The following is a 16,361-nucleotide window of genomic DNA, read 5'->3' as shown; positions in this document are numbered from 1 at the left end:
TTAAGGAGCGTGGCAATTTTGCGGCGGGCGCGGTTTCTTCGCGTCTGTTGCTGCCTGACAACATCCCGCCCGGTGGTTCTGGCGGATGGAAAAATGCGCGACCCTGCGCTAGGGAAGGGAGCCGCGGCTTCGCCGCCGGCGCATCCGGTTTCTGGCGCGTACCCTTCGCACCAGGAACGGCGTGAAGCAGGAAAGGCGCTTGCGGTGAACGGGTTTCACCAAAGCGCATCGATACTCGGTGAGGCCATGGCGATAACCATCCAGTACGAACGGCCCGTTTCCTACGCCGCGCAGTGGGCGCGCCGCCTGTCGCTGTTTTCCTGCGCGCTGTTTGTCGTCGTCGTCGCGGCGCACCGCTTCGGCCCGCTCACGACGCCGCATTTCCTGGTGCTTGCCGCCTTCGCCTGCGGCGTGGCGGCCCTCGCGGTCCTGATGGCGGCTGTCGGGCTTGCGCGCCTCTGGCATGTCGGCGCACGCGGCGGAAAGGCGTCGCTCATCGCGCTGCTCTTTGCGCTGTTGCCGCTCGGTGTGGCGGCCGCTGCCGTCTATTCCTACATCTACAAGCCCGCGCTCTACGACGTGACGACCGATACGAACGCCCCGCCGCCATGGATCGTCGAGCCGGTGGCGGAAAAGGGCTGGCGGGCCCGTGCCCAGACGATCACGCCGCAGGACCGGCAGCTGCAACTCGATGCCTATCCGGCCCTGTCCGGACGGCGCTACGAGGGCGCGCTCGATCGCGTCTATCAGGGTGTGCGCAAGGTGTCCGACGCCTATGGCATCAGGATCGTCGCGGAAGACGGGCTGGACAACATCCTGACCGATCTTGAGGACCTTGCCGTCGATCCCGCAAAGGCGGAGCAGGGGGCCGAGGCGCTGGGCGATGTGCCGATACCCGAAGCACGCCCGCTCGAAACGCCTTTGATGCCGCATCTCGGCAGCGCGGGCGATGTGATGGTGCAGGGCGAGTGGCGCAGCCTGGTCTTCGGCCTGCGCTTCGACGTCGTCATTCGCCTGCGCGAAGAAGCCGAAACCACGCTGGTCGACATGCGCGCCGCCTCCCGCACAGGCGCACATGACCTCGGTATCGGCGCGGATCTGGTGGAAGGGTATCTGAAGGCGCTCGACGCTGAACTGCTCGGCATCGCAGGCGACTGATCAGAGGCCCGGCGCGGGGAAATAGAGGCCCGAAAGCGAGGGCGCCCCCTCCGTCACCACCTCGCCGCGGGCGATGAGGTCTTCCAGATGCGCCAGCACCGAGAGGGCTGCAGCACCATGCAGGCGCGGATCGGTCTCGCGGTAGATGACCTTCACCATATCGGCAATCAGCCGGTCGCCGGCGCGAATGCGCTCACGCACCGCCCGTTCACGCATGCGCCGGTGGGTACGCAGGCCGCGCAGGAAGGCCGCCGGTTCTGTCACCGGTCCGCCATGGCCGGGAAAATACAGCCGGTCGTCCCGCTGCAGCAGCCGCTCGAGCGACGCCATGTAGTCCGCCATGGACCCATCCGGCGGCGCGACGATGGAGGTCGCCCAGGCCATGACATGATCGGCCGAGAAGACGATGCCTTCGGGCCCCTCCAGTGCAAAGGCCGCATGGTTTGCGGTGTGGCCCGGTGTCAAAAGCGCCGTCAGCGCCCAGCCGTCGCCTTCCACCCGCTCGCCATGCGCCAGCGCGACATCGGGCACGAAAGCGGTGTCAGAGCTTTCGGCGAAGGGATTGCTCTCGCCGGCATGCAGCGGCCGTGCGGCGCGATGCGGCCCCTCCGCGACGATGATGGCGCCGGTCTCGGCCTTCAGCCTGCGGGCAAGCGGCGAGTGATCGCGATGCGTATGGCTGACCGCGATATGTGTTACCTCGCGCCCGGAAAGTGCCGCCATCAGCGCCTGGAAATGCGCCTCGTCCTCCGGTCCGGGATCGATCACCGCCACGGATCGATCGCCGACGATATAGCTGTTGGTGCCGTGGAAGGTGAAGGGGCTCGGATTGTTGACGGTGAGGCGCTGCACGCCCGGCGCCACGGCAACGGCTTCGCCATAGGCCGGCCTGAAATCGCGCTCGAAACGCGGGCTCTCGTCCTTTTCGTCGCGCATGGCAGCCGTCACTTGTATTCGATCTCGATGAAGCTCATCGGCTTGTCACCGCCATTGACGACATTGTGCGCCACGCCCGCCTCGCGCCGATAGACGGCACCCGCTGTCGTGGGCACGCGCCGCTCGCCCGTCTCATCCTCGATCAGGAAATCGCAATCCGTCATCGGCACGACGACATAGCCCAGGCCATGGACGTGATGGCCGGTATCGGCACCCGGCTCGAAATTCCACCGCGTGACACGCACCATCGCATCGTCAAGAAGAACGGTGGGAACGGCCGGCGGACGGGCGCGGAACTGGGACATGAGGGCTCCTTGCGGAATTGGATGTCGGGACGGAAAAACGCACAGACACGCTCACATGCGAAGCCGTGCAGATAGGGCCGACACAAATCCTATCGCCCGTCACCAGTCCTTGCCAAGCACCAAGCTCGCACCGCCGTGCAAATCCCGCTACTCGGCACAAGATAATCGCAGAAAAGCAGAACATAAGCATTGTCCACGCCCCCCCGCTTTGCTATCAGGCTCCCGCAAGTTGGGGCGTCGCCAAGCGGTAAGGCACCGGTTTTTGGTACCGGCATTCCCAGGTTCGAATCCTGGCGCCCCAGCCATTTAACTCTTTTGTCCAAGTAAATCGGCATGTTCAGATCCCACTGCTGACCTGACGGCGCGCCACTTGCGGAGATGCGCCTGAGAGTGCTACGCGCATGCCAAATACCTAAGGCTTTATTTGCCGTCGCATTTACCGGCTATTTGCGCGCCAAGAAGATGGTTTGGACATGGACATCCGCATTTACGCGATTAATCTGGATCGTTCGGTTGAACGCTGGACTAGTCTATCTAGGCGTGCGGACGATTTAGGCTTTGGCCTTGTTCGTGTCGCCGGAGTCGATGGTGTAAAGACGCCGCCGGAAGAACGCGTAGACTGTGATGAGAGAACTTTCGAGCACAACAACGGCCGCACCATGCTGCCGGGTGAGTATGGTTGCTATCGAAGCCATTTGAAGGCTCTGGCGACATTTTACGCAACGGGCGAAGCCGCGGGCGTCATCGTCGAAGATGACATCGAGCTTTCAACCACACTTGTTGCCCGTGCCGTAGCCATAATAGAAGCCATTCCGGATGCAGATGTCGTGAAGCTATGCAACCACCGTGTCGTCGGCTTCAGGCATGTCGCCAACTCGCAAGAAGGCGATGAGATTGGCCGTGCCGCACATGGTCCGCAAGGATCCGCCGCGTGTTATGTTGTTACGCGAAAAGGCGCCAAGCGCGTGCTCGAAGGCCTGAAAATCATGGAATACCCTTGGGATGTCGCTCTGGAACGTGGCTGGGCTTACGGTGCCAAAGTCTACACGACGCGTCATGACGTGGCCGTACCAGGGCGTGACAGCACGACGATTGCAACAAGCTCGTTGTACCGTGCCGCCAAGTTTCCCTGGTGGAAGCGGCTAAGGACATACGCTATCCGCATCGTAGAGGCTATTCGCAGGATCGGATATGCGCGAAATGGTTGAACAGCTTTCGGTATCGCGCGCCCGTATGAACGCCGTAATATTTGCTCTTTTATGGGCGCTCATGGCTTCCGCCATGCTGTTAGAAAGCGATACCTACCGCTATGTCTCCATAGTACTGGTTGTGTTTGCCGTTGTCTGGCAAAGGGATGGCGTCCGGCGCGTTTCGCGAGACTGGCTGGCGATCGCCTGCTACGTCTGGGCTTTTTACACGGCAGGCCGCTTTTTCTATGGTGTATTTGTCGCCGGGGAGAAGGGCACGTCGGAATGGCTCTACATTTTCCCAGCCGTCTTTCCGCTTGTTGGCGTCGCCCTCTACGCCACCAGAGCCTATATTTTCCCGGCTGCCACGCTGACTGTCGTCGTCGGTTTTGTGGCGCTCGTGGCCACGTTGAACCCTGCGGTCATCATTGCAGGCGAGAGGGCGGCACCATTGTTTCATCACAATCCCATTCATGCGGGGATCGGCAGTTGCATGCTTTTTCTGACCTCGGTCTTCTGGCTGCTCTACGCGGCTGAAACCGGGCGTTTGAGAGGCCGTTTCAAATTCCCGATGGTGGGGCTGGGCGTACTCACACCCATTCTCAGTCTTTTCGGCGCTCTGGGCGCGCACTCAAAAGGAGCTTGGCTGGCGCTGGTCTTTGTCATGGCCCTCATGGCCATTCTCGCGCTGCTCCATTATGCGGGCAGATGGCGGCTTCATCTCTTGGGCGGGCTCCTGTTGACGGCAGTGGCGGTGGCTTTGATTTCCGCCTCCTATGTCGAGAAAGTTGCTGGCCCCACTATCGAAGCGGCTGCGAAGTTGACGGATGATACCGTTGCGACCGAGGGGCCGATTGCGTCCATGCAAAGGGCGATTGTTGATCCTGCAACACCATCCTCCATGCGCGAGCGTCTGAAATTGTGGTCGAACGCCATTGAATTGATCCAGGCTGCTCCGTTTGTGGGATGGGGCAATGAATGGCTGCGTGAGTGGCGCAAGACGACCTATGCGGATGTGGGCTTCACGCTAATCCACAACGGCTATCTTGAAATCATGGTCCGCCATGGCATTCTCGGAATGGCCTTTCTCCTTGTTTTTGTCGCGACCGCTGTCCGCCGCATCAATGCTGCGCACCGTGGCGGCGTCATTTCCTCAAGTCTAACGGCCTATCTTTACAGTTTAAGCTTCTTCTTCTTCTGCACGATAACGACAAACTCCAATAATCGCCTCGCATTGGGGGAATCCTTCTTCATTCTGGGAGCGGCGACCGTGTTCGCGATTAGTCTCGCGCAGGAAGACCGTATGCGGGGTGAGCATGAAGAGCGTTTAGCCCAGCCAGTCTAGGCGGCGTCAGCAGCCCCGGCGGTTCCGGCTTTGTCGAACAAGCCGCATGAGCGGCGCTCTAATCGACCTCCTCGATTAATTCCCCTCTCTCCGCCATCTTGTCGGCCGCCAGGTACCCCGGAATACTGCCTTCAAATTGTCATTGAAGGTCATGCGCGGGATGAGTGCTCTTGAAGCTGTAATCGATGGTGTTGGCGATCGCATCGATGGTCTTGTGGCGGGCCATCGGGCGGGGCATGGGCTGGCGCGGGCGTTTTATCAGGATGCGGAGATTTACCGGCGCGACATGGAGCGTGTCTTCCGCCGGCACTGGCACTGTATCGCGCATGAGAGCGTGATCCCGAACGTCAACGATTTCGAGGTCTTCCGCATCGACACGGAACAGGTGATCGTGACGCGGGCTGCGGATGGCAGTATCCATGCGGTGCTGAACGTCTGTCGCCATCGCGGCGCTGAGGTCTGCACGAAACAGAAGGGCAATGCGCGCGTCTTCGTCTGTCCCTATCATGCGTGGACCTACGGCAACGACGGCAGCCTCAAGGCCGCGCGGCTGATGCCGAAGGATTTCAAACGCGAGGATCATGGCCTGAAGACGCTCAATGTGCGCGTGGTCGAGGGGTTGATCTTCATCTCCTTCGCCGAGCAGCCACTCGATTTCTCCGAGGTCGAGAACCTGCTGCACGCCACCTGCGGACAATATGGCTGGGCGAGTGCGAAGGTGGCCCATCGCGAGTCCTATCCAGTGGCGGCGAACTGGAAGCTCGCAGTCGAGAACTATGTCGAATGTTATCATTGCGGCCCGGCGCATCCGGAATATTCGCAGACCCATGCGTTGGAACAGCCGCTGCATATGATCGAGGCGCTGAACGAGGCGATGGAGGCGCGCACCTGCGCGCTCGGCATCGAGGTCGGCTCGGGCAATCACTGGCAGACGTCCCGGGAGGGCCGCGAGGCGATCCACGCCTTCCGCTATGCCCTCTATGACGGCGTGCAGAGCGGCAGCGAGGACGGCAAGGCGGTCGCGCCGCTGATGGGCCGCTTCTCCGATTTCGATGGCGGCGTCACCTCCATCCATCTCGGCGGCACCACGTTCCTCGTCTGCTATCCCGATCACGGCATGATCTATCGCTTCATTCCGAAATCCGCGGAAAGCTGCGAGATGGAACTGATCTGGCTGGTCGACGGCAAGGCGGAGGAGGGCAGGGATTACGACCTCGCCAAGCTCACCTGGCTGTGGAAGGTTACGACGGAAGAGGACAAAGCGATCATCGAGCACACCGCACGCGGCGTGCAGTCGCACTATTTCGTGCCTGGCCCGATTGCGCCGATGGAGCAGAACGAGCTGCGCTACATCGAGTGGTATCTCGACGAGATCAGCCGTCCCTGATGAACGCCCAAGTGTCGGCCGTCTGGAGTCGGTGGTTTCTGACTATTCGCCTGGGACCTCGGTTTGAGAGACACCGGATGGCGATGGGCAAGGCGTCATCGCGTCAATCGACACTTTCCACTTCGGCGGCTTAAAAAGGCTATTGGCTGGCGACGCAAGCGCGGCTCCTGGTCTGGCCGCTGACAGAACATCTTGGCGTCTGGGCGCGCCAAAGTGCCGTCAAAACGAATAAAGACATAAAGATTTCTTTATATCTATTGACTTCCAAATGATTGTCGGGAGATATGCCCGTGTCATGGTTCCCCGGGGCAGTTCTGCTGCTGCGGGGCTAAGAGGGAATCCGGTGCGCCGAGATGATCGGCAAGGCCGGGGCTGCCCCCGCAACTGTAAACGGCGAGCTGTTGTCCAGCGATGTCACTGAGGCGATGCCTTGGGAAGACGGACAGCGGCGATGACCCGTGAGCCAGGAGACCTGCCAAGACGAAATAACGTCCACGGGCGGGGTGTCCCGGTGGTTGCTGCAGCCCGTCGATTGCGGCGGCTTTTGCACGCGTCCGCTTACCCATGCCCCCACAAACCAATGGGGTATGTCCATGTCCAACAAAACTCTCTCCGTCGCTTCGCTCGGCTTTCCGCGTATCGGCCGCCACCGCGAGCTGAAATTCGCGCTGGAAGGCTTCTGGTCCGGCAAGGTTGCCGAGGCCGACCTGCTCGAAACCGCCCGGAAGCTGCGCGCCGAAAACTGGGCGCTCCAGCGCGACATCGGGATCACCAAGATCCCCTCGAACGATTTTTCGCTCTATGACCACGTTCTCGACACGGCCGTGATGGTCGGCGCCATTCCGCCGGCATATGGCTGGACGGGCGGCGACGTGTCGCTTGCCACCTATTTCGCGATGGCGCGCGGCAGTGAGCGCGATGGCCACGCCGATTGCGGCCATGCCCACCATGGCCACGGCGTTCCCGCGCTCGAGATGACCAAATGGTTCGACACCAACTACCACTACATGGTGCCCGAAGTTTCCGAGGATCAGGCCTTCGCCCTGACCTCACAGAAGCCCGTCGATCATTTCCTCGAGGCCAGGGCGCTCGGCATCCACACCCGCCCGGTCGTTCTGGGGCCGGTCACCTTCCTCAAGCTCGCCAAGGCGCGCCCCTCCACGTTCAAGCCGCTCGATCTTCTGGCGAAGCTGCTGCCCGTCTATGAAGAGCTGTTCCGCCGGCTGCGCGCCGCCGGCGCCGACTGGGTGCAGGTCGATGAGCCGATCCTCGCCCTCGACCTCACCGAAGGCGAGCGCCATGCCTTCAAACTGGCCTATGAGGCCTTCGCCAAGGCCGCACCCGGGCTGAACATCATGCTTGCCACCTATTTCGGCGCGCCGGGGGACAATCTCAATGCCGCGGCCGCCCTTCAGGTCGCCGGCCTCCATGTCGATCTCGTGCGCGCGCCGAACCAGCTTGATGCAATCCTGAAGGTTGTCCGGGCCGATCAGGTCCTTTCGCTCGGCGTCATCGACGGGCGCAACATCTGGCGGGCCGATCTTGCCGCCATCCTGGAGCGGCTGGCGCCGGTCGTCGCCGCTCGGGGGGCTGACAAGGTCGAAGTCGCCGCCTCGTGCTCGCTCCTGCATGTGCCGATCGACCTTGCGCTCGAAACCGGGCTCGATGCGGAGCTGAAAAGCTGGCTGTCCTTCGCCACCCAGAAGCTGGGCGAGCTTGCAACGCTCGGCCAAGGGCTTGCACAGGGCAGGGATGGCGTGTGGGAGGCGATCAACGAGGCCGCGCAGGCGGTGGCGGCGCGAGCGTCCTCGCCGAAGGTAACCGATCCCCTGGTGCAGGGCCGCATTGCCGGCATCGATGCGGCGATGACGCGCCGCAAGAGCCCCTTCGAGCATCGCCGCGCGCTCCAGGCAAAGGCACTCGACCTGCCGCTCTTCCCCACAACGACGATCGGCTCCTTCCCGCAGACCAGCGAAGTCCGCAAGGCACGCTCCGCCCACGCCAAGGGCGCGCTGAGCTACAAGGATTACGAGACCTTTCTGCAAAAGGAGACGGCTGCGGCGATCCGCTGGCAGGAGGAGATCGGGCTGGATGTGCTGGTGCACGGCGAGTTCGAAAGGAACGACATGGTGCAGTATTTCGGCGAGCAGCTTGCCGGCTTCGCCTTCACGCAGCACGCCTGGGTACAGAGCTACGGCTCGCGCTATGTCCGCCCGCCGATCATCTTCGGCGACGTCTCGCGGCCGAACCCGATGACCGTTCGCTGGTGGCAATATGCGCAGTCGCTGACCGAAAAGCCTGTGAAGGGCATGCTGACGGGCCCGGTGACGATCCTCAACTGGTCCTTCGTGCGGGACGATATCCCGCGCAGCGCCACCTGCCGACAGATCGCGCTCGCCATCCGCTACGAAGTCGCCGATCTCGAGGCGGCCGGCGCGAAGATGATCCAGATCGACGAGGCCGCTTTGCGCGAAGGCCTGCCGCTGCGCCATCGGGACTGGCAGCATTATCTGGACTGGGCGGTCGAATCCTTCCGGCTGTGCTCGAGTGGCGTGGCGGACGAGACGCAGATCCACACCCACATGTGCTACTCGGAGTTCAACGACATCATCTCGGCCATCGCCGCCATGGATGCCGACGTCATCTCCATCGAGACCTCGCGCTCGAAGATGGAGCTGCTCGATGCCTTCAGGAACTTCCAGTATCCCAACGAGATCGGCCCCGGCGTCTATGACATTCACTCGCAGCGCGTGCCCGATATCGGTGAGATGACCGACCTCCTGTCGCTCGCCCGCCAGCGCCTGGCGGATCGCCAGCTGTGGATCAACCCCGATTGCGGCCTCAAGACTCGCAAATGGGAAGAGGTCAGGCCCGCGCTCGTCAACATGGTCGCTGCCGCCGCGCAATTGCGCCACGCCGCCCGATAGTGTCATCCGGCGGCCCGGGGAAACCCGGGCCGTCCTCATGTCGTCAGGTCCGCCGGCCTGACAGGTGAAATCGTTCTCGCCGCTTGAGGAGGGCTGATATGAGCAGACGTCCCAGCCGGATTGGCCGACGCCAGGTCTCCGGACACTTCCCGCCCGATGTGCTCGACGCGATCAGCCGGCTCGCGAAAGAGCGCAACGTCACCCATCAGGTCATCCTGGCCGAAGCGTTGAACGATCTCTTCGAAAAGAACGGCCTGCAAAGGCTGGCCCGTCAAACCGCGCTGCCGAGAGGACGAGCGACTGTTCGCCGTCACGCGACCGGGCCGGACGCCGCCGATTGAAGGAATTGATCTCATGTCTGTTTTCCCGAGCCGCCTCATCGATCTCGTTTTTCCCGGTGATACGAACCACCACGGCACGCTGTTCGGCGGCGCCGGACTAGCGCTGATGGACCGCATCGCCTTCATTGCCGCGACCCGCCACGGCCGGGTGCCCTTCGTGACGGCCTCCTGCGACCGCGTCGATTTCCAGGCGCCCGCTCGCGTGGGGGAAATGGTCGAGCTTTGCGCGCGCGTCCTGCGCGTCGGCCGTAAGTCGATGTCCGTCGAGGTGGAAATGACGGCGGAGGACCTTCTCTCCGGCGAGCGCCGGCTGTGCACGCGTGGTGGGTTCAATATGGTCGCGGTGCCGGAAAGCAAGGGGCCGGACTGGCGCCTGCCGCCGCTCTGTGACACCGCCGATGCGCCGCACGACGGGCTCATCACAAGCGATATCGTCTTTGCCGATCAGGCCAGCAGTTCCTGCCGCATGTTCGGCGGCGAGGCGCTCGCCGTCATGACCAAGGCGGCTTTCGTGGCGGCGACCCGCCATGGCCGGCGCATCACCGTGCTGGCCGCCTCCGAGCGTGTCGATTTCCGCGCGCCCGTGCCGGTCGGCGCGATCGTCGACACGGTCGCAACGATTGTTGCCGTCGGGCGCACCTCCATGACCGTTGCCGTGGACCTGTGGTCGGAAGACCTGATGAGTGGTGCCCGCAAACTCACGGCACACGGCCGTTTCGTGATGGTCGCGGTCGATGACCGCGACCGGCCGGTGCCCGTGGTCCCGCACGAAATGTTGGATAACCGATCATAGGCGTTGACGCATTTTTTACCTCGTCTACTATATCTTGTGTTCGAGGTTCCTTCGATTCGAAAGTGTCGAGGGCTAAGACGGGAACCCGGGGCGGCTATGATGGCCGCATTGTCCGGGGCTGCCCCCGCAACTGTAAGCGGTGAGCGTTCATCCGATGATGTCACTGAGGCGCTAATGCCTTGGGAAGACGGATGACCGTGTCGACCCGCGAGCCAGGAGACCTGCCTCGTGCATGAACGTCCACGGGCGGGGTGTCCGGATGGCGAGCGATGGGTTGCGAATGATCTCGCCCCGCGTCTCCCTGTGCACCCTGCTGAAAATGTCTCGGTGTGAAGTCATGTCGATCTTGTTTACAGTTTCTCCGCGCGTGTAGGCGGACGCCCCTTAACCGGTCGTCCGCGGGCGTCCGTCCATGTCTCTATAATGTTTCGAACGGTCATCGGCGGATGGCCGATCGGTTCCCCATGCCTGATTGAAAAACGAGGAAAGCCCATGTCCATCATCGTCTATTCCAAGCCCGCCTGCGTCCAGTGCACCGCGACCACCCGCGCGCTCGACCGCCAAGGCATCGATTACAGCGTCGTCGATGTCTCCGAGGATGCCGATGCCTTCGCGCTGGTGCAGGGTCTCGGTTATCGCCAGGTTCCCGTCGTCATCGCCGGCGAGCAGCATTGGGCCGGCTTCCGCCCGGACATGATCAGCGCGCTCGCCTGAGCCGGCCGATGGGCGGGCTCGTCTATTTTTCCAGCCGGTCGGAGAACACCCGGCGCTTCGTCGAGAAACTCGGCGTCGCGGCCCTCCGCCTGCCGGTCGACGCGACGGACGAGCCGCCAACGGCGCGGGAGCCCTTCGTGCTGGTCTCGCCGACCTATGGCGGCGGCGGGGAGAAGGGAGCGGTGCCGAAGCCGGTGATCCGCTTTCTGAACGATCCGCACAATCGAAGCCTGATCCGCGGCGTTATCGCGGCCGGGAACACCAATTTCGGCACCGGATACGCTCTCGCAGGCAACATCGTCTCCGCGAAATGCGCCGTGCCGTACCTCTACCGTTTCGAACTGCTCGGAACGGATGAGGATGTCGACAACGTCAGACAAGGGCTGGAACGATTTTGGACACGATGACGATAGACAAGCCGGCAAAGGTGCCGGAAATCACGGCGCTGGACTATCACGCGCTCAACGCCATGCTGAACCTCTATGATGAAGAGGGGAAGATCCAGCTCGACAAGGATCGGCAGGCGGCCAAGCAATATTTCCTCCAGCACGTCAACCAGAACACGGTGTTCTTCCATAACCTGCGGGAGAAGCTCGATTATCTGGTGACGGAGGGCTATTACGAGCAGGACGTGCTCGATCAGTATTCGTTCAATTTCGTGCGCGATCTCTTCGATCACGCCTATGACAAGAAGTTCCGCTTCCCGACCTTCCTGGGTGCCTTCAAGTACTACACCTCCTACACGCTGAAGACCTTCGACGGAAAACGCTACCTGGAGCGCTACGAGGACCGCGTCTGCATGGTGGCGCTGGCGCTGGCCCGCGGCAACGAGCAGCTTGCCCGCGATCTCGTCGACGAAATCATTTCCGGCCGCTTCCAGCCGGCGACGCCGACCTTCCTCAATGCCGGCAAGAAGCAGCGCGGCGAACTCGTCTCGTGCTTCCTGCTGCGCATTGAAGACAACATGGAAAGTATCGGCCGCTCGATCAACTCGGCGCTCCAGCTTTCCAAGCGCGGTGGCGGGGTCGCGCTCTCGCTCACCAACCTTCGCGAGATGGGCGCGCCGATCAAGCAGATCGAGAACCAGTCGTCCGGCGTCATCCCTGTCATGAAGCTTCTGGAGGACTCGTTCTCCTACGCCAATCAGCTCGGTGCGCGGCAGGGGGCAGGGGCCGTCTATCTCAACGCCCACCATCCCGATATCATGCGCTTTCTCGATACCAAGCGCGAGAATGCCGACGAGAAGATCCGCATCAAGACGCTGTCGCTCGGCGTGGTCATCCCCGACATCACCTTCGAACTGGCGAAGAACAACGAGGATATGTACCTCTTCTCGCCGCATGACGTGGAGCGCGTCTACGGCGTCGCCTTTTCCGAGATTTCGGTCACCGAAAAATACCGTGAGATGGTCGAGGACAGCCGCATCAAGAAGAAGAAGATCAAAGCGCGCGATTTCTTCCAGATCATCGCCGAGATCCAGTTCGAAAGCGGCTATCCCTACATCATGTTCGAGGACACGGTGAACCGCGCCAATCCCATTGCCGGCCGCATCTCCATGAGCAATCTCTGCTCGGAAATTCTGCAGGTGAGCGAGCCGAGCGAGTTCAACCCCGACCTCTCCTATGCGAAGATGGGCAAGGACATCTCCTGTAATCTCGGCTCGCTCAACATTGCCTCTGCGATGGATTCACCGGATTTCGGCCGGACCATCGAGACGTCGATCCGCGCGCTGACGGCCGTTTCCGAGATGAGCCACATCTCGTCCGTTCCCTCCGTCGAGAAGGGCAACGACGACAGCCACGCCATCGGGCTCGGCCAGATGAACCTGCATGGCTATCTCGCCCGCGAGCGCATCTTTTACGGTTCGGAAGAAGGCGTCGATTTCACCAATATCTATTTCTATACGGTGACCTATCACGCCATCCGCGCCTCCAACCGGCTGGCTGTCGAGAAGGGCGTAAGCTTCAAGGGCTTCGAGAACTCGAAATATGCCTCGGGCGAGTATTTCGACAAATATACCGAGCAGGAATGGCTACCCGTGACGGAGAAAGTGCGCGGCATCTTCGAAGAGGCCGGCATCCACATCCCGACGAAGGAAGACTGGAAGGAACTGAAGTCGGCCGTCATGGAAGGCGGGCTCTACAACCAGAACCTCCAGGCCGTGCCGCCGACCGGATCGATCTCCTATATCAACCACTCGACCTCCTCGATCCACCCGATCGTCTCTAAGATCGAGATCCGCAAGGAAGGCAAGATCGGACGCGTTTACTATCCCGCCGCCTTCATGACGAACGACAACCTGGATTACTATCAGGACGCCTATGAGATCGGCCCGGAGAAAATCATCGACACCTATGCGGCGGCCACCCAGCATGTCGATCAGGGCCTGTCGCTGACGCTGTTCTTCCGCGATACGGCAACGACACGCGACATCAACCGGGCGCAGATCTATGCCTGGAAGAAAGGCATCAAGACCATCTACTACATCCGCCTTCGCCAGATGGCGCTGTCCGGCACGGAAGTGCAGGGCTGTGTCTCTTGCGCGCTGTGATTTCGGGGAAGACCATGAATATCCAAGTGAAGACCAAGGCGCCAAAGGCTGCCGCCGCCGTGCGCGCCATCAACTGGAACCGCATCGAGGACGACAAGGACCTGGAGGTCTGGAACCGCCTGACCGGCAATTTCTGGCTGCCGGAAAAGGTGCCGTTGTCCAACGACATTCCCTCCTGGGCGACGCTGAAGCCGGAAGAGCAGAAGCTCACCATCCGCGTCTTCACCGGGCTTACCCTGCTCGACACGATCCAGAACGGCGTCGGCTCCGTCAGGCTGATGGAGGATTCGGCCACGCCGCATGAGGAAGCGGTTCTTTCCAACATCTCCTTCATGGAGGCCGTGCACGCGCGCTCCTATTCCTCGATCTTCTCGACGCTCTGCCTGACGCCCGATGTGGACGACGCCTATCGCTGGTCGGAGGAAAACGAGTTCCTGCAACGGAAATCGGCGCTGATCATGGAGCAGTACGATTCCGGCGATCCCTTGAAGAAGAAGGTCGCCTCCGTCTTCCTGGAAAGCTTCCTGTTCTATTCCGGCTTCTATCTGCCGATGTACTGGTCGAGCCGCGCCAAGCTCACCAACACCGCCGACATGATCCGCCTCATCATCCGCGACGAGGCCGTGCACGGCTATTATATCGGCTACAAGTTCCAGCGCGCCGTCGAGCGCTTGAGCGCTGACAAGCAGCAGGAAATCAAGGACTTTGCCTTCGATCTGCTGCTGGAGCTCTATGACAACGAGGCCCGCTATACCGAAGAGCTCTATGACGGCGTCGGCCTCAGCGAGGACGTCAAGAAGTTCCTGCACTACAATGGCAACAAGGCGCTGATGAACCTCGGCTACGAGGCGCTGTTCCCGCCGGAAGCCTGCAAGGTCAATCCGGCGATCCTCTCGGCGCTGTCGCCGAATGCCGATGAAAACCACGACTTCTTCTCCGGCTCCGGTTCGTCCTATGTCATCGGCAAAGCGGTCGCGACCGAGGACGACGACTGGGATTTCTGAGCCTTGGGATGTCCTTCAACGGCATGTCGTTCGGGGTGCCGTCGATGTCGTATTCCCGAGGGTCCTTTGGCCCGCCAGATGGTTTGCTGGGTGCGTACAGGGTGCCGTCCCGACCATGTCGGGACGGATAATTGGGAAGCCGGTCGAATGCCGGTGCTGCCCCCGCAACGGTAGCGGAACGAAAGCTCCGGCAAACACCACTGGCCAGTCGGCCGGGAAGGTGCCGGCAGCGTCCGAAAGGACAGTTCCGAAGCCCGGAAACCAGCCCTGAAACGATGACTCGGCCGATTGCGGTGGGCGATCAAGAGGTGAACGGCGTCCTCTCGAAGGGCCCGTTTCCTTCTCCTCTCCATCCTTCGTCGAGCGACGCTCCGCGCTCAGCCCGTTGGCCTGCGCGATCGTTCCGAGAGGATCCGGCGCGCGCTTGGCGGGCCGGACGAGGCAAAACCCAGGAGGAGACAGACATGAGCAGGAACAGAGGCGTCGTCTATATGCGACCCGGCAAGGTCGAGGTCCGCGACATCGACGACCCGAAGCTGGAGGCCCCCGACGGCCGCCGTATCGAACACGGCGTGATCCTCAAGGTGATCTCGACGAATATCTGCGGCTCCGACCAGCACATGGTGCGCGGCCGCACGACGGCCATGCCCGGCCTCGTCCTCGGCCACGAGATCACCGGCGAGGTCATCGAGAAGGGCATCGACGTCGAGATGCTGCAGATCGGCGACATCGTCTCGGTGCCGTTCAACGTAGCCTGCGGGCGCTGCCGTTGCTGCAAGTCGCAGGACACCGGCGTATGCCTCACCGTCAATCCGTCGCGTGCGGGCGGTGCCTATGGCTATGTCGACATGGGCGGCTGGATCGGCGGCCAGGCCCGTTACGTCACGATCCCCTATGCCGACTTCAATCTGTTGAAGTTCCCGGATCGCGACAAGGCCATGTCGAAGATCCGCGACCTTACCATGCTGTCCGACATTCTGCCGACGGGCTTCCACGGCGCGGTGAAGGCCGGTGTCGGCGTCGGCTCGACAGTCTATGTGGCGGGTGCCGGCCCGGTCGGGCTTGCGGCGGCCGCATCCGCCCGCATTCTCGGCGCAGCGGTCGTGATGATCGGCGATTTCAACAAGGACCGTCTGGCGCACGCCGCCCGGGTGGGCTTCGAGCCGATCGACCTTTCCAAGAGCGACCGCCTTGGTGACATGATCGCCGAGGTCGTTGGAACGAACGAGGTGGACAGCGCCATCGATGCCGTCGGCTTCGAGGCCCGTGGCCATGCGGGCGGCGAGCAGCCGGCCATCGTGCTGAACCAGATGATGGAGATCACCCGCGCCGCCGGCTCGATCGGCATTCCCGGCCTCTATGTCACGGAAGATCCGGGCGCCGTCGACAGCGCGGCCAAGGAGGGCAGCCTGTCGCTGCGCTTCGGCCTCGGCTGGGCGAAGGCGCAGTCCTTCCACACCGGCCAGACGCCTGTTCTCAAGTACAACCGGCAGCTCATGCAGGCCATCCTGCACGACCGCCTGCCCATCGCCGATATCGTCAACGCGAAGATCATCGCGCTCGACGATGCCGTGCAGGGCTACGAGAGCTTCGACCAGGGCGCGGCGACGAAGTTCGTGCTCGACCCGCACGGCGACCTGCTCAAGGCCGCCTGAAAAACCGGTACCGCGCCGGCCGCCTGTAGACGGCCGGCGCGGTCCAAACCGATGCAAC

Annotated in this window: 14 protein-coding genes, 1 tRNA gene and 3 riboswitches; of the genes, 13 read left to right on the top strand and 2 right to left on the bottom strand. The window is 62.1% G+C overall.

Annotated elements, in window-relative coordinates; translation table 11 throughout:
* Positions 1 to 246: 246 nt before the first annotated feature.
* A complete protein-coding gene (locus MNR02_RS12645) occupies positions 247 to 1,158 on the top strand; it encodes a DUF1499 domain-containing protein (RefSeq protein ID WP_241947030.1) in 912 nt (303 codons plus the stop codon).
* Here MNR02_RS12645 and MNR02_RS12640 read toward each other — a convergent pair whose 3' ends face one another.
* Both MNR02_RS12640 and MNR02_RS12635 read right to left on the bottom strand, forming a co-directional pair.
* Positions 1,159 to 2,094: an MBL fold metallo-hydrolase gene (locus tag MNR02_RS12640; protein ID WP_241604618.1), complete on the bottom strand. Its 936-nt coding sequence runs from the start codon at positions 2,092 to 2,094 to the stop codon at positions 1,159 to 1,161.
* Positions 2,095 to 2,102: 8 nt separating this feature from the next.
* Positions 2,103 to 2,399, bottom strand: coding sequence for a cupin domain-containing protein (locus MNR02_RS12635; protein ID WP_241947029.1), 297 nt, complete (start codon positions 2,397 to 2,399; stop codon positions 2,103 to 2,105).
* 230 nt (positions 2,400 to 2,629) lie between these two features.
* Between MNR02_RS12635 and MNR02_RS12630 the strand changes: the two genes are divergently transcribed.
* From MNR02_RS12630 to fdhA, 12 genes are all read left to right on the top strand, one after another.
* A tRNA-Gln gene (locus tag MNR02_RS12630) sits at positions 2,630 to 2,704 on the top strand.
* Positions 2,705 to 2,872: 168 nt separating this feature from the next.
* The gene (locus tag MNR02_RS12625) at positions 2,873 to 3,607 is read left to right on the top strand and encodes a glycosyltransferase family 25 protein (RefSeq protein ID WP_241947028.1); all 735 of its coding nucleotides are present in this window, start codon (positions 2,873 to 2,875) and stop codon (positions 3,605 to 3,607) included.
* Positions 3,591 to 4,931 carry an O-antigen ligase gene (locus MNR02_RS12620; RefSeq protein ID WP_241947027.1) on the top strand — a complete coding sequence of 447 codons (1,341 nt, stop codon included), beginning with the start codon at positions 3,591 to 3,593 and terminating at the stop codon, positions 4,929 to 4,931. The genes MNR02_RS12625 and MNR02_RS12620 overlap by 17 nt, the downstream gene beginning before the upstream one ends.
* 160 nt (positions 4,932 to 5,091) lie before the next feature.
* Entirely contained in the window at positions 5,092 to 6,318 is a 1,227-nt protein-coding gene (locus MNR02_RS12615) for an SRPBCC family protein (protein ID WP_241947026.1), read from the top strand.
* Positions 6,319 to 6,597: 279 nt separating this feature from the next.
* Positions 6,598 to 6,813, top strand: a riboswitch (cobalamin riboswitch).
* Between the two features lie 98 nt (positions 6,814 to 6,911).
* Positions 6,912 to 9,245, top strand: a complete 2,334-nt coding sequence (gene metE / locus MNR02_RS12610) for a 5-methyltetrahydropteroyltriglutamate--homocysteine S-methyltransferase (RefSeq protein WP_241947025.1) — start codon at positions 6,912 to 6,914, stop codon at positions 9,243 to 9,245.
* Between the two features lie 98 nt (positions 9,246 to 9,343).
* A complete protein-coding gene (locus MNR02_RS12605) occupies positions 9,344 to 9,586 on the top strand; it encodes a ribbon-helix-helix domain-containing protein (RefSeq protein WP_241597672.1) in 243 nt (80 codons plus the stop codon).
* Between the two features lie 13 nt (positions 9,587 to 9,599).
* Positions 9,600 to 10,379, top strand: coding sequence for an acyl-CoA thioesterase (locus MNR02_RS12600; RefSeq protein ID WP_241947024.1), 780 nt, complete (start codon positions 9,600 to 9,602; stop codon positions 10,377 to 10,379).
* 26 nt (positions 10,380 to 10,405) lie between these two features.
* A riboswitch (cobalamin riboswitch) is annotated at positions 10,406 to 10,623 on the top strand.
* Between the two features lie 248 nt (positions 10,624 to 10,871).
* Entirely contained in the window at positions 10,872 to 11,093 is a 222-nt protein-coding gene (nrdH, locus tag MNR02_RS12595; protein ID WP_241597668.1) for a glutaredoxin-like protein NrdH, read from the top strand.
* An 8-nt stretch (positions 11,094 to 11,101) separates the two neighbouring features.
* A complete protein-coding gene (nrdI, locus tag MNR02_RS12590) occupies positions 11,102 to 11,500 on the top strand; it encodes a class Ib ribonucleoside-diphosphate reductase assembly flavoprotein NrdI (RefSeq protein ID WP_241947023.1) in 399 nt (132 codons plus the stop codon).
* Positions 11,497 to 13,644 (top strand): class 1b ribonucleoside-diphosphate reductase subunit alpha, encoded by a 2,148-nt coding sequence (gene nrdE, locus MNR02_RS12585; RefSeq protein ID WP_241947022.1) that lies wholly within the window; start codon positions 11,497 to 11,499, stop codon positions 13,642 to 13,644. Before nrdI ends, nrdE begins: the two co-directional genes overlap by 4 nt.
* A gap of 14 nt (positions 13,645 to 13,658) precedes the next feature.
* Positions 13,659 to 14,648, top strand: coding sequence for a class 1b ribonucleoside-diphosphate reductase subunit beta (nrdF, locus tag MNR02_RS12580; protein WP_241947021.1), 990 nt, complete (start codon positions 13,659 to 13,661; stop codon positions 14,646 to 14,648).
* A gap of 82 nt (positions 14,649 to 14,730) precedes the next feature.
* Positions 14,731 to 14,933, top strand: a riboswitch (cobalamin riboswitch).
* Positions 14,934 to 15,112: 179 nt separating this feature from the next.
* The gene (fdhA, locus tag MNR02_RS12575) at positions 15,113 to 16,303 is read left to right on the top strand and encodes a formaldehyde dehydrogenase, glutathione-independent (protein ID WP_241947020.1); all 1,191 of its coding nucleotides are present in this window, start codon (positions 15,113 to 15,115) and stop codon (positions 16,301 to 16,303) included.
* Positions 16,304 to 16,361: the final 58 nt, after the last annotated feature.

Source organism: Shinella sp. H4-D48, assembly GCF_022637395.1.
Classification (GTDB): domain Bacteria; phylum Pseudomonadota; class Alphaproteobacteria; order Rhizobiales; family Rhizobiaceae; genus Shinella; species Shinella sedimenti.
Note: the sequence above shows the minus strand (reverse complement) of the source record. Positions and strands in the feature narration are given on the sequence as shown.